We start from the raw sequence: 13346 nt of genomic DNA, 5'->3' as shown, positions 1-13346 counted from the left end.
CTGCGGTGGCACGTGCTCAGCGCGTATGTGTCGTGCCGACGGTGTTCTTCAGTTCCAGGACGAGCTGCGGGCTGAGCGCGGTGCCCGCGCGGTTGGCGAACACCGTCATCTCGTAGGCGATGTTGCCGAGCTTGGCCTCCTTGCCGGTGACGACGCCGAGCACGGCGCCGCTACCGATCGCGGAGACCAGGACATGGCCGCCCTCCAGGTCGATGATGACCTTGTTCAGGCTGCCCAGGCCGTAGTTGCCGGAGGCGCCGGCGGCCAGGCTGGTGATGCCCGAGACGATCGCGGCCAGTCGCTCCGAGTCGGCGTGCTCGCGCAGCGCCGACACGGCGATCAGCAGCCCGTCGGAGGACACCGCGATGGCGTCCACGACCCCTGCGGTCTCGGTGGCGAAACGGCTCAGCAGCCACGTGAAGTCGGCTGCGGCGGCCCGCAGATCGATCGGCTCGGTGGCGTCTCCGGCGGGAGTCTCACCTGTCGACGTGCTCACTGCTCGGCTCCTTCCGGAAGGTGGTTCTGGTGGGGGGTGTCCGTGACGGTGAACGGTTCGCTGATCGGTGAGCTGATCTGTTCAGTGATCGGTTCGCTGATCGGTCCGGGCCGGTGGGACGGGTCGGACGGCGCTGTCCGGTCGGTCCGGTCGGGCGAGACGTCGGGACGGTGGTCGGGTCGGCGGTCGTTCCCGCGAGCGACCAGGTATTCGGGGGGACACGGGTGCTCGCCGGTGTCGCGGTGCGCGCGGGCCACGGCGGCCTCGAACTCCTCGAGCGAATCGCGCACGGCGTCCGCGTCGGCGGGGCGGGCCGCCTGGCGCGCGGCCTGCTGGGCGGCGGCGTCGGCGGTCGTCCGCAGCGTCGCCCCGCGTACCCGCCGCCGAAGCGGACGGGACCCGTCGGGACCGACGGCGAACGGGTCGGCCGCGGCCTGTCCGGGGAGAGGGCGGGACGGCTGGTGGGTGGGCGCCGGTCGTGTCGTAGCGGCGGGGGTGGTGGTGCTTTCCGCCGTACGGGCGTGAGCTTCGGGTCCGTCTTCCGCGTGGGTGTGGAGTGTTGGCTCCGAGGCGCGGGGGCCGGAAACCGAGGGGGGAGCGGAACTCCACGGCTGAGTACCGGAGTTGGCCGGAGCGTCGGGCTGCGCCGGGTTGCCGGGGGAGGTGGACGTCGGCGTACGGGTGGGGAGGCTCGGCGCGGCCGTGTGGGGGAAGGCGTCGCCGGTTGCCATCGTGCGGCCGGTGGATCCGGCCTCGGCTGCGTAGCCCGCGTAGCCAGTCGCCGCCGCGTGGCTGTCGGCATCCGTTGCCGCCGGGTGGCCGGTGGCGACGGTGTCGTCCGGCTGGGCGGCGTAGGTGACCGTGGCCGCGTCCGGGACGGGCGTCGCGGTGGTGTGTGCCGGGGTTTCGGCGGTGGACGCCGAAAGCAGCGGAAGCGCCGGTTCCGGTTCCTCGGGGGTCGCCTCGCGGCGGGGGACCCGGCGGGGGAGTGCGGTCGCCTCGTCCTCCTTCGTGGCCCAGGACGGCACCTTGGCCGGGAGCGGGGCCGGTATGGAGGACGACGGGGAGGGGCCGGCCGCGGCTGCCGCCGGAGAGGTGAGCGCGGCGGGCGGGGCGAGCGGTGCGGGACGGGTCGCCGGGGCCAGCTCGCTCGCCGTCTGGAGGAGCGTCGACGGGATCATCACCTCGGCCGTCACGCCGCCGCCCGGGGTACGGGAGAGGGTGACGTCGATGTCCCAGCGGCGCGCCAGCGCACCGACCACGAACAGGCCGAGCACCTTCGTCGGGATGACGTCGAGGCGTTCGCGGCGTACGAGGCGGGCGTTCTCCTCGGCGAGGCGCTCCACGCTCATGCCCAGGCCGTGGTCCGAGACGGTGATCGCCGCGCTGCCGTGCTCGGAGCCGACGACCACCTCGACGGGGCTGTCCGCGGGCGAGAACGACACGGCGTTCTCGAGGAGTTCGGCGATCATCAGCGTCAGGTCGGCGATGATGTCGGGCTCCACCATGGCCTCGGTCGCGGCCCGCAGCCGTACCCGCTGGAAGCCCTCGATCTGGCCCAGCGCGGCACGTACGACGTTGGTGAGCGCGGTCGGCCCCGACTCCAGCACGGTCTCGCGGATGCCGGCCAGCAGCATCAGGCTGTCGGCGTTGCGGCGCAGGCGGACCGCGATGTGGTCGATGGAGTAGAGACGTTCGAGCAGCGCCGGGTCGGTCTCGCCGCGTTCCACGGCGTCGATCAGCGCGAGCTGGCGGGTGGTCAGGTTGCTGACGCGGCGACCGACGTTGCCGAACATCTCGGCGACGTTGCGCCGACTGAGCACCTGCCGCTCCAGCAGCGCGGCGGCGGTGGTCTGCACGTTGTTGAAGGCCTCGGCGAGCTCACCGATCTCGTCGTCCGCGGTGACCGGAAGCTGACGCAGTCGCGGGGAGCCGGACTCCTCGGCGTCGTCGTCGGCGACGCGGGCGAGCTCGCGGCCGGCCACGTCGGCGACCTCCTGGGCGGCTCCCGCCAGTGCCAGCACCGGGCGGACCACGGAGCGGCGCACCAGGACGGAGAAGGCGATCCACACGGCGAAGCAGAGCATCGCCAGGGTCAGCAGCAGGCCCGCTCGCCACTTGGCGCTGGCGGCGGAGTCGTCGGCCCGGTCGGCGATCTGGCCGATGAGCGACGAGGTGATCTTCAGCCGGGTGACGGCCTGGCCGCTGTAGTCGGGGTAGGAGGCGATGGCCGCCCGGAACGCCGCACGGATCTGGCCCTTGGACTCGGCCTGCAACTCGCTGGGATCCACGGCCAGTTCGGCGTAGTGCTGGCCGATCGCAGCCTGCGACTCGTTGTGCTCGATGCCGCCGAACTCGTCGGTCTGGGCCTCACTGGCGAACCGGGCGAACCGCTTGGCCTGGTAGGTGAACAGGTCGTAGGAGCCGACGGCGCCGGTGAACTCGATGAGCGCGTTGCTGTCGCCGGTCCGCGCGGAGAACACACCGGTCTCGAACGCGCCGTGGGCCGCGTCGGCGCGCAGCAGCGAGTCGAGGAGGTTGCCGGTGAAGGTGGTCGCGAGGTCGGCGTTGCTGTCCAGGCCCAGCCCGTCGATGAGGCCGTCGGTCGCACCCGAGTACGCGGGGTCGATGTTGGTGGCCGGCAGATAGCCCTGCTCGATGGTGGACCGCAGGCCGGCCAGTCCCTGGACGCCCTTGAGGGCCTGCACCTCGGTGTCCGGCAGCCGGTCGCCGAAGGCGTCGACCACTTTGCGCACCTGCGCGTCCACGGCGTCCTGGGTCTGCCGGTAGGCGTCGGTGGAGGGGGAGCCGCCGTCGAGGGACGCCTCGTGCCGCACGGAGAGCAGGATGGCCTGCTGGTGTTCGTCCTGGAGCGCGGCGACGAGCTGGGCGACCTGGGCGCTGTCGCGCACCAGTTGGGCTGCGTCCTCCGCGCGGCTCGACTCCTGCACCAGGTCGACGATGAGGTACGCCAACAGCATGGCGATCACCGTCAACGGGATACCGACGAGCACGTTCAGTTTGCGCTGGAAGGGCCATCGGTCGGCGAAGCCCCGCAGGCCCCGGCGTGTGGACGTCGGTGCCGAGGATGCTGGGGATGTCGACCGGGCGGACGCGTCCACTTGTTTCGTGGACACCGGGCCTCCTTCAAGAAGGTGTCGCAAACGTGCAATGGGGGGCGCGTACATGTCGTTTTCCGCACGCACGTGTCCGAATATCAACGATACGGAAGCGGCCCCCGCACACCGCCACGGCCCCCGCCAACTGCTCTGGCGGACACCGACCTCGGCGAGACTATCGCCCTCTCAACGGTCGAGCGGGTCGCCCTAAGTCAAGAATCCATTACGAAGCGGAACGCGGAGGCCTGTTGGTGGTCTTCCGGGGATTACCCAGGTGAGCTCCCGATCCATCCATCAATCCAGACGCAAGTGATCACGGAATGAAGTCAATCGGTAACCTGATTCCTCTTGACTGATCAAGAACCGGCTGGCTTGGATCAGTGAAAGTATTTGAGTTCTCATCAACCCCCCAGGCCGGAACGGGAACCGTGACTACCAACGCCCACAGCAGCAGGCCCTTCAGTAACCACCCAGGTGCGGCGGCCGTCGCCCTCGGGGCGGTGGCAGTCCTGCTGGCGGGATGCTCCTCCTCGTCCGACAGCCCGTCCGACCCGCTCGCCGGCGACAAGGCGACCGGCGACACCGTGGTCGTGGGCTCCAACAACTTCGCCGAGAGCATCCTGCTCGCCGACATCTACGGCGAGGCCCTGAAGACCAAGGGCATCAAGGTGACGTACAAGCCCAACATCGGCAGCCGCGAGACCACTTACGGCCTGCTCAAGAACGGTTCCATCACCGTCCTGCCGGAGTACAACGGCTCGCTGCTGGCCTACCTGGACGCGAAGGCCACGCAGAACTCGCTCGCGACCGTGAACGCCGCTGCGAAGGCCAAGCTCGACTCCAAGCTCACGCTGCTGGAGTCGTCGCCGGCCGAGAACAAGGACTCCGTCACGGTCAACGCGGCGACCGCGAAGCAGTACAACCTCACCGCGACCTCGACGCTCGCCGACCTCAAGGCCGTCGCGCCGCAGCTGGTCCTCGGCGGCTCGCCCGAGTTCCAGACCCGCCAGCAGGGCATGCTCGGTCTGGAAGCGTCCTACGGGCTGAAGTTCAAGTCCTTCAAGGCGCTCGACGCGGGCGGCCCGCTCACCCAGGCGGCGCTGAAGAAGAACACGGTGCAGGCCGCGGACATCTTCACCACGGACCCGACCATCGTCAAGGAGAAGTTCGTCGTCCTCCAGGACCCGAAGAACCTCTTCGGATTCGCGAACGTGACGCCGCTGGTGTACAAGAGCGGGCTCTCGGCCGAGGGTGTCGCCGTCCTCAACGCCGTCTCCGCCAAGCTCGACACGAAGGCGCTGCTCGAAATGGACACCCAGGTCCAGCTGGAGAGCAAGGACCCGCTGGACGTCGCCAAGGCCTGGCTGAAGACGGCCGGCCTGAGCTAGCCGGTCCGCCGGACCTCCGTAACGAAACCGCCCTCACCGCCGACGAGTTGATCACGCTCGTTCGGCTGTGGGGGCGTTCTCGTCGGGGCCGGCGTGCGCACGATCAGCCGGCGGGGGAGTCCGACGGGGCGGCGTCGGAGTCCGACGGGGCCGTGTGGACGACGTCCTTCCTCGACCTGCCGAGCTTTGTCAGCACCCGGGCCACGTGTTTCTCGACGGTGCGCGGCGACAGGAACAGGGTCCGGGCGATGTCCTGGTTGGTGGCGCCGCCCGCCAGCAGTTCGGCGACCTCCTGTTCCCGGGGCGACAGTTCGCTCCCGTAACCGCGCCGGCCAGGGCTCCCCACCGCCGTCACCCCGAGTTCGCGCAGCCGGTGCCGGCAGCGCGCGGCGTCACCGACCGCACCGAGGCCGGTGTAGGCGCGCAGGGCCTCGGCCAGGTGCACGGCCGCGTCCTCGGGCCGGGCACCCATCAGGGCGTCGCCCCGGCGTTCGGCGGCCTTGGCCACCTCGTAGGGCCGGCCGATCTCCCGCCATCTGCGCTGCGCCTCGGCGAAGTGCCCGGCGGCTCCCACCGGTTCGGTGGCGCGCAGCAGCAACCCCCGGGCCAGCTCCAGTTCGGCCAGGGCGGCCGGTGCGTCCCGGCCGCGCACACCGGACTCGGCCTCCGACACGAGCCGTTCAGCCGCCGTACGGTGCCCGCAGGCCGACGCCGCCTCGACGGCGACGGGGAGCAGGCCGAAGGTCCGCGTCCAGGAACCGAGGGCGCGCAGCGTCGACAGCGCCGGCTCGGCGGTCTCCCAGGCCGCCCGCGGGTCGCGCTGAGCGAGCCGGGCGGCCGTGAGGGCGGCAGCGATCCCCGTGACGACGTCCGCCGAGGTGCCTCCGTACTCGGCGGCGGCGACGAGGTGGTCGAGGGCCCCGGTGTGCCGGCCCTCGGCGAGGGCACGGTAGCCCTGGTACAGCAGTTGGTCGGCGTCGACCTGTCTCATGTCGGGGTGGGCCCGCGCCAGGGCGGCGTACTCGCGGTCCAGGTCGGCCCAGCGGCAGACCAGCCGGTCGACGCACAGCTCCAGGGCGCGCACGAGGCACTCGAAGGGCCGGCCGTCCACCCCGTCGGCCAGCTCCCGCAGTTCCCGCAGCAGAGCGTGGGCCCGCCGGTCGTGGCCCAACTGGAAGGCCGTCTCGGTGAGGTTGTACAGCGCGAAGACGGTCTGGTTCAGTACGACGTCGTCGGCGCCGCGCCTGGGCAGCCGCTCCACCAGCGGCCATACGGCGGGATCACCGTCCCTGGCCATCAGCAGGAGCCGGGCGACCCGAACCGCCGTCCGACCAGCCACGTCGTCGCCGCCGTCCGCCGCGCCGCCACTCGCCGCCGCGTCGCTGCCTGCCGCGCCGGCATCCACCGCGCCGTTACCCGCCAGCAAGCCGCCGCCACTCGCCGCCGCGCCGCCGCCCGCCCCACCGAGACCCGCCACCGCGCCGCCGCCGCTATCCGCCGCGCCACCACTCGCCGCCGCGTTGCTGCCCGCCGTGCCGCTGCCTGCCGCGCCGGCATCCACCGCGCCGTTACCCGCCACCACGCCGCCGCCGCTACCTGCCACCACGCCGCTGCCGCTGCCCGCCCCGCTGCCACCTGCCTCGCCACCCGCCACCACGCCGCCGCCGCTGCCAGCCGCGCCGGCATCCACCCCGCCGCTGCCCGCCGCGCCGCCGCCCGCCTCGCCGCCGCCGCCCGCCGCGCCGCCATCCACCCCGTCACCGCCGTCCGCCACGGCCCGTTCGGCCCGGGCGAGCCATGCCCAGCCCTGTGCGGCGTCGCCGTCCAGGTCGTTGAGGGCCAGTGCGATCATCGCTTTCACCGCTTTGTGCGGGAGGGCGGCCAACTCGTCGACGGCGTGTTCGAGTTCGCGGAAGCCGGCGGGGTCGCGGTCGATGTTGAGCATGGTCAGACCGAGGCCGAGGCGGATCTCCCCACGGGTGGCGGAGGGCAGCCGGGGATCGGCCAGTACGGCACGCAGCCGGTCGACGGTCGCCGCGCGGTCGACGCCGAAATCGACGATCCGGGTGAGCGCGAGAGCGGCCCGGGAACGCCGCTCGGTCTCCGCGGGGCACTGATCCACGATCTGGTGCAGGAGCGTGACCGCGGTGCCGGTGTCGCCCACCGCGACGGCCTGCTCGGCGGCCTGCTCGGTGTGGTCGAGCCAGCCCTGCCGGTCACCGGCGGCGAGCATGTGGTGTGCGATCTGCACCAACGGCACCGGGTCCAGCGCCTGGAGTTCGTCGATGGCACGCAGGTGCAGGCGGGCCCGGCGCGGCCCGAGGACGTGCCGGTAGGCGACCTGCTGGGCCAGCACGTGACGGAAGGTGTAGCGGCCGGTGTCCGTCTCGCGCAGCACCGCTGCCCGCAGTGCCTCGGTCAGCGCCTCGCCGGCCGGGTCGCCGTCCAGCCCGGCGACCCGGGAGAGCAGCGCCTCGGTGGCGGGCACGGCCAGTACGGCCGCCGCGTCGACGACCGCCGCCCCGGCCGGTGACAGGGTCATCAGCCGCTCGGTCACCGCTTCCCGCAGTCCGCCGGGCACCGCGGCCCGCTCCAACTCCCGGACGTCACGGCGCGCCTGGTCCCTGAGGGTGAGCAGGTCCTCCTCGGCGACCAGGGGCAGACCCTCGCTGCGGCGGTGGAGCACGTCGCACAGTTCCGGCGTGGCCTGGGCGCCGAGCGCGACGCCCGCCAGGTCGGCGATGTCCGCCCCGGTCAGCGGGGACAGCCGGATCACGGTGCCGCCGACGCCGGGCGGCGGCCGGTAGGCGGCGCCCAGGACGGGGGCCCCGGACGGCAGATCCTCGGCCCGGTAGGTCACCACCAGCGCGAGGTGCTCGGGCAGATCCCGGGCGAGCGTCAGGAGCAGCTCGCGGGTCGCGTCGTCGGCCCAGTGGAGGTCCTCGACCACCAGCACCACCCGGCCGATCGAGGCGAGCACCGAACGCACGGCCCGGATCAACTGGTGGCGTGCCGCACCCGGATCGCCCGGTTCGGGCGGCGCCGACGGCAGGCGGTCGGCCAGGTCCGGCAGCAGCCGGGCCAGGGCGCCGGCCGTCGGCGGGAGATCCGCGCCCGGCAACCACGGGCCGACCTTGCCGAGCGCGTCCACCACCGGACCGTACGGCAGGGGCTCGCGCAGCGGGTGGCAGAAGCCGGTGACCACCGGCCGGCCCTCCGACCGCAGGACCGCGGTGGCCTCACGCACCAGCCGGGACTTCCCCATACCGGCGTCGCCCTCGACCAGCACCACCGCCGGTGGCCTGCGTACGGCGGTCAGTAACCGGTCGAGTTCCTCGTGGCGGCCGACGAACGCGAACCCCCGCCCGAGGCCTCCCGCGCCACAGCGGTCAGCTGCCTCCACCATCCGGTCACCGTCCCTCGCGGACCCCGCTGCCCTGCGCCGCTACCCATCTTGGCGGCCACGCGTACCCACTCTATTGAGCCCCCATTGTTCCGCTCCGCCGCGCTCGGCAGCATCGAGCGTGCACCCCCAGGCAGGAGAAGGTAGCGATGGGACGTCCCGAGAAGCCACTCGATCCAGGCGAAGGCCCCGTTCAGCGCTTCGCGTGCGAACTCCGTGCGCTGCGGGCCGACACCGGCAGCCCCACCTACCGTTCGATGGCGTGCCGTGCCCACTACTCCCCCACCGCGCTGGCCCAGGCCGCCGCGGGCGACCGGCTGCCGTCCCTGGCCGTCGTCATGGCCTTCGTCCGGGCCTGTGGCGGGAACGCGGACGACTGGCAGCGCCGGTGGTCGCTGGCCGCCGAGAAGTCGGCCGCGTTCCGGGACGACGACATCGCCCTGGCCCCCTACCGAGGGCTGGCGCGGTACGAGAGTGAGCACCGGCGGCTGTTCTTCGGCCGTGACCCGGTGGTGGACAGCCTGCTCGAGCTGATCCGGACGCGGCGGCTGGCCGTACTGGCCGGACCGTCGGGCAGCGGGAAGTCGTCACTGCTGCGCGCCGGCCTGCTGCCGGTACTGCGGGAAGCCGCGCGGTGCGTCGCGGGCCCGGTCTCCGTCCACCTGATCACGCCGGGACCCACGCCGGCGACCACGCACGAACGGCTGCTGTCGCCCGGCGGCGACGACCCGGAGCGCTGGATCGTCGTCGACGAGTCCCACGAGCCGGGCACGGTGCTGCCGGACCCGGAGGAACTCCTGCGGTTCGTCGAGCTGTTGATGGCCGCGCGGCGACCGGAATCGCGGCTCAGGGTGGTCCTCAACCTCAGGCCGGACTTCCGCCGGCGCCGCCCCCGACAGGCACCCTGGCTCGACGAGCTGGCCGGGTGCGCCGTACGGATGCCGGTGATGACGTCGGCGGAGCTGCGCGAGGTGATCGTGCGCCCCGCGGAGTCGGCCGGGCTCGTCGTGGAACGCGAGCTGACGGCCCGCCTGATCGACGACGTCCTCGGGCAGCCCGCCATGCTGCCCCTGCTCTCGAACGCGCTGCTGCGCACGTGGGGCCTGCGGCGCGGCCGGGTGCTCACGCTGGCCGACTACGAGGCGATCGGCGGGGCCCACGGCGCCGTCGCCGCGATCGCCGAGGACGTGTTCGGCCGGCTGTGCGCCCGGCAGCGGCTCACCGCGCGCAAGGTGCTGCGTCGTTTCGTCGCCCCCGGTGAGAACCGCTCCTACGCGCGCCGCCCCGTGGGGCGGTCCGAGCTGCGGGCGTTCGAGGACGGGGAGAGCTGGCCGGTGCTGAACACCCTGGTCGGCGCCCGGCTCGTCACCCTCGACGAGGAGTGCGCGGAGCTCACCCACGACGCCGTGCTCGACACGTGCCCCAGCCTGCGGCGGTGGCTGGAGGAGGACCGTGAACGCCTGCTGCACCACCGGTATCTGACCGAGGCGTCGCGGGCCTGGCAGGGACTCGGCCACGACGCGTGCGACCTCTATCGCGGCAAGCGCCTCGCCATCGCCGAACGCCTGTTCCTCGACTGCCGGGAACCCGGTGAACTGACCGGCCTGGAACGCGAGTTCCTCATGGCTTCCCGGCGTGACCGCGATGCGGGGGACAGCCGGAAGGGGTGCGAGCACCGTGCGGCGCCCACACCCCCTTCCAGGTCTGCTCAGCTGCGGCCCGCGTAGTGGAACGTCGAGTAGTGGTCGTCCGTCCAGAACAGGTCGCCGGTGCTGATCGCCCGGACGATCCGGTGGCCGTCACGACGGGGAAGGTCGTCGGGCTGCTGCCGGTCGTAGATGGTCGTGTTGTACTCCTGGAAGGTCCCCGTGTACCCGTGGCTGGAGCTGGGGGCCGCCGGGCTGTTCATGAAGTTGATGAGGCCCTGGTCCCGGTCGTAGAACCGGCCGCCGGTGAAGACGACCTCGTAGTGGAGCCGCCCGGCGGTGTCGTCGTAGCGGTTCGCCTCGAACCACTCCCGGTTGCCGATGTTGCGCCAGTTCGGCCAACCCATCTGGGCCCAGAAGTCGATGGCCCGGTCCATGTTGGACGGCGGCATCTGCACGTGCTGGGCACTGCCCCCGACCGGCGCCGGCTGAGCGGAGGCGACACCGGGAGCGGCGACACCCATCCCCAGGGCGAGCGCGGAGATCGCGAGCCCTGTGGCGAGCACGCCCTTGGTCTTGTTGAGGAAGGTCTTCATGCTGGTCGTAAGCCTTTCGGGGGTCCCCTGCGCCGTCGAGTCCGACGGTTTACGACAAATCATCACGGACCGGGAGTTGTCCAGCCATACCCGCCCGATGGGTGTGGACAACCTGCCGATGAGTGTGGACAACCCCCCGACGGGTGTGGACAATCTCCGGCCCGACACCGCGGAACAGGCGACATCGGGCGCACGGTGGACGGTGTCCGGTGGCGCCCCTCCCCGATGTCAGTTGACGCCGCCCAGCAGCAGGGCGAGTCCGCGTTCGACCTCGGGCCCCAGGTCCTCCATGCCGGGCGCGACCACGCCGTACGAGCGGTGGAGGAACCGCTGCAGTTGTCCCGTACGGAATCGGACCACGGCCAGCCCGTTCGGCGAGTGGAGTTCGACGACGGTGTGCGTCGGCCCGCACGGCCAGAGGTGGACCTCGCCTATCCCGGCCGGGTGTTCCAGCCCCTCTTCCAGGAGCAGCCGGGAGAAGGTCCAGGTCACCGACGTGTCGTCGGCCGAGACTTCGGCGGGGAAGACGATGTGGACGGCGAGCGGATCGGCGGATTCGTAGCGCAGGGTCACGACGAGGGGGAGTTCCTCGTACCCGGGGGTGACCAGGCGGGCGCGGGCGGACTGCTCGAGGGAGCGGAAGGGTCTGGACATGATCGACTTCCCGTTCGGGTGAGGCGGTGGGCCAGTTGTGCCGAGCTGCCTCCTCGACCTCCGGTACTGCCCGCGTATTACGCCGATACGGAAGTCACTTCATGTGACGCGTGCCACTTTCTGTAATTCGCGAAGTTTTTTTGTCATCTACCCATCCAAACTCATCTGCGATACCTCATCCGCAGGTAACTGGAGCGTTCCTGCCCATGATTGACAACACTGCCGCCGCCACCGCGACCGACGCGTACGCCCGCATCTACGCAGAACAGCAGCCGCGTCTCGTCGCGTTCGCGCGTTCGCTCACCAAGAGCAGCTGGGCCGCCGAGGACCTTGTCGCCGAGGCGCACTTCCGTGTGTGGCGACGCCTGTCGGCGGGGCACGAGATCGACAACGTGCCCGCGTACCTGATGACGACGGTCCGGCATCTGGCGGCCACCGTGGGCAGCAACGCGGCGCGCGAGACCCCGCAGGATCCGCAGGACCCTCCGAGCAGGCCGGAACGGGTCGTCTCCCAGGGGCGGCACGTCGACGACCCCGCCGAACAGGTCTCCTCGGTCGACCTGTTGGTACGGGTGCTGGGCCAGCTCCCCGACCGCTGGGTCAAGGCACTGTGGCTCGCCGAGGCGGAGGGCCAGCCCCTGGCGGCGATAGGCCCCCAGATCGGCACCGGTACCAAGGATGGCGCCACCGCCGTACTCCTCCACCGCGCCCGCGAGGGCATGCGCCAGGCCTTCCTGCGCGAACAGCCCGGCCGCCCGGACAACACGGCGTGCGAGCCGTACTGGGTCCGCATGCCCGCGTACGTACGCGGCACCGCGACCCGCCGCCAGTCCGACCAGCTGCTCGCCCACGCGGACACCTGCGACGACTGCCGCCACCGACTCGCTGTGCTGATGCGCACGAACGACCGCCTGCCCGCGCTGGTCGGCCCGGCGCTGCTGGTGCTCGTGGTGGGCGGCACGGGGAAGTACCTGCTGTCGCTCGCGGCGGCCGGTCACGCCGGTGGCGTACTGCACGCGACGCACGCCGTACGCGCGCTGCGTCATGTCGGGGCCGGTGGCTCGAAGGTGTCCAAGACGCTGGCGATGAGCGCGGGCGCCGCGGCGGCGGCCGTCGCGGTCACCCTCGCGCTCACCTCTCCCCAGGTTCACCTGCGGGAACGCCCCCGAACCCCCCTCGCGGACAAGCCGCTGGCACCGGCACCGGTGGCTTCGCCTGTACCGCTGAAGGGGGCTCCGGCGAACGGGCCGGCGTCGCCCTTGCCGGTAATGGCGGCGCCGGAGCGGGTGGCGAGGGATGTGCGGGGCGGTTGGGTGGGTGGGGTTGTTGCGGGGGGTGCGTTTACCCCGGGCAGTGGTGGCGGTGGCGGTAGTGGTGCCGGTGCCGGTTCCGGTACGACGGTTTCGCCCGCGCCCGGTGCGCCGGTGAAGCCCGCGCCTACGGTGCCTGAGCCTCCGGTCGGGAAGCCGGGACCGCCGGTGAGCCACAAGCCTGGGGGGCCTGTGGTGCCGGAGAAGCCGGAGAAGCCGGGGGCGTCGGTGCCGCCGGTGCCTCCGGTGGAGGAGCCGCCGCCGGTGGAGATACCGCCCGTGGAGGTGCCGCCGGTGCCCGTGCCGCCGGTGGTGCTGCCGCCGGTGGAGGAGCCACCGCCGGTGGAGATACCGCCGGTTGCTGTGCCGCCCGTGGAGCCGCCGCCCGTGGTGGTGCCTCCGGTGGAGGTGCCCGTCCCCGACCCGGAGCCGGCCCAGATGCCGTCCCCGGAACCCGCCCCCGACCCCGAACCTGCCCCCGTCCCGGAGCCGGTCACTCCAACTCCCGTGGATCCCGGCCCTGTTGACGAGCCCCCTGCCGTCGAGCCTCCCGCTGTCGACGAGCCCCCGGCCGACGAGCCGCCCGTTGTCGACGAGCCCCCTGTCATCGAGATCCCCGTTCCTGGCCCCGGGCATTGCTGAAGCTGAACTGGCGGTAGGTCGGGCCGCGTTCGGTCGAATTTCTCCTCGCCGAGCAACCTGGAGGCCGCTTCACCTGTCTCACAGGTTGCTCA

At 72.2% G+C, this 13346-nt stretch carries 8 protein-coding genes; 3 read left to right on the top strand and 5 right to left on the bottom strand.

Going from position 1 to position 13346, the window contains the following annotated elements; translation table 11 throughout:
* Nucleotides 1-16 precede the first annotated feature (16 nt).
* Together ADL01_RS16185 and ADL01_RS16180 are read right to left on the bottom strand one after the other, a co-directional pair.
* Nucleotides 17-496, bottom strand: coding sequence for a roadblock/LC7 domain-containing protein (locus tag ADL01_RS16185; protein ID WP_053742698.1), 480 nt, complete (start codon nt 494-496; stop codon nt 17-19).
* The gene (locus ADL01_RS16180) at nt 493-3633 is read right to left on the bottom strand and encodes an ATP-binding protein (protein WP_053742697.1); all 3141 of its coding nucleotides are present in this window, start codon (nt 3631-3633) and stop codon (nt 493-495) included. Before ADL01_RS16180 ends, ADL01_RS16185 begins: the two co-directional genes overlap by 4 nt.
* Nucleotides 3634-4043: 410 nt before the next feature.
* Between ADL01_RS16180 and ADL01_RS16175 the strand changes: the two genes are divergently transcribed.
* Nucleotides 4044-5003, top strand: a complete 960-nt coding sequence (locus tag ADL01_RS16175) for an ABC transporter substrate-binding protein (RefSeq protein ID WP_053742696.1) — start codon at nt 4044-4046, stop codon at nt 5001-5003.
* A gap of 103 nt (nt 5004-5106) precedes the next feature.
* Here ADL01_RS16175 and ADL01_RS46190 read toward each other — a convergent pair whose 3' ends face one another.
* On the bottom strand, nt 5107-8409 hold the full coding sequence (locus tag ADL01_RS46190) for a helix-turn-helix transcriptional regulator (protein ID WP_234354654.1): 3303 nt from the start codon (nt 8407-8409) through the stop codon (nt 5107-5109).
* A gap of 146 nt (nt 8410-8555) precedes the next feature.
* Between ADL01_RS46190 and ADL01_RS16160 the strand changes: the two genes are divergently transcribed.
* On the top strand, nt 8556-10133 hold the full coding sequence (locus ADL01_RS16160; protein WP_053742694.1) for an ATP-binding protein: 1578 nt from the start codon (nt 8556-8558) through the stop codon (nt 10131-10133).
* Here ADL01_RS16160 and ADL01_RS16155 read toward each other — a convergent pair.
* Entirely contained in the window at nt 10115-10648 is a 534-nt protein-coding gene (locus tag ADL01_RS16155; protein ID WP_053742693.1) for a hypothetical protein, read from the bottom strand. The two genes, ADL01_RS16160 and ADL01_RS16155, sit on opposite strands and share 19 nt — an antisense overlap.
* A gap of 228 nt (nt 10649-10876) precedes the next feature.
* Complete coding sequence (locus ADL01_RS16150) at nt 10877-11302, bottom strand: SsgA family sporulation/cell division regulator (protein ID WP_053742692.1); 426 nt, start codon at nt 11300-11302, stop codon at nt 10877-10879.
* Nucleotides 11303-11508: 206 nt separating this feature from the next.
* Here ADL01_RS16150 and ADL01_RS16145 point away from each other — a divergent pair, with 206 nt between their 5' ends.
* A complete protein-coding gene (locus ADL01_RS16145; protein WP_053742691.1) occupies nt 11509-13254 on the top strand; it encodes a sigma factor in 1746 nt (581 codons plus the stop codon).
* Nucleotides 13255-13346 lie beyond the last annotated feature (92 nt).

The organism is Streptomyces sp. NRRL WC-3618 (assembly GCF_001280005.1).
Lineage (GTDB): Bacteria > Actinomycetota > Actinomycetes > Streptomycetales > Streptomycetaceae > Streptomyces.
This window is presented reverse-complemented; position numbering and strand designations above follow the sequence as displayed.

Excerpts from the sequence above, each read along its gene's own strand:
- ADL01_RS16155 (WP_053742693.1), bottom strand. The coding sequence starts at position 10,648 with ATGAAGACCTTCCTCAACAAGACCAAGGGCGTGCTCGCCACAGGGCTC.
- ADL01_RS16150 (WP_053742692.1), bottom strand. The coding sequence starts at position 11,302 with ATGTCCAGACCCTTCCGCTCCCTCGAGCAGTCCGCCCGCGCCCGCCTG.
- ADL01_RS16160 (WP_053742694.1), top strand. The coding sequence starts at position 8,556 with ATGGGACGTCCCGAGAAGCCACTCGATCCAGGCGAAGGCCCCGTTCAG.
- ADL01_RS46190 (WP_234354654.1), bottom strand. The coding sequence starts at position 8,409 with ATGGTGGAGGCAGCTGACCGCTGTGGCGCGGGAGGCCTCGGGCGGGGG.
- ADL01_RS16145 (WP_053742691.1), top strand. The coding sequence starts at position 11,509 with ATGATTGACAACACTGCCGCCGCCACCGCGACCGACGCGTACGCCCGC.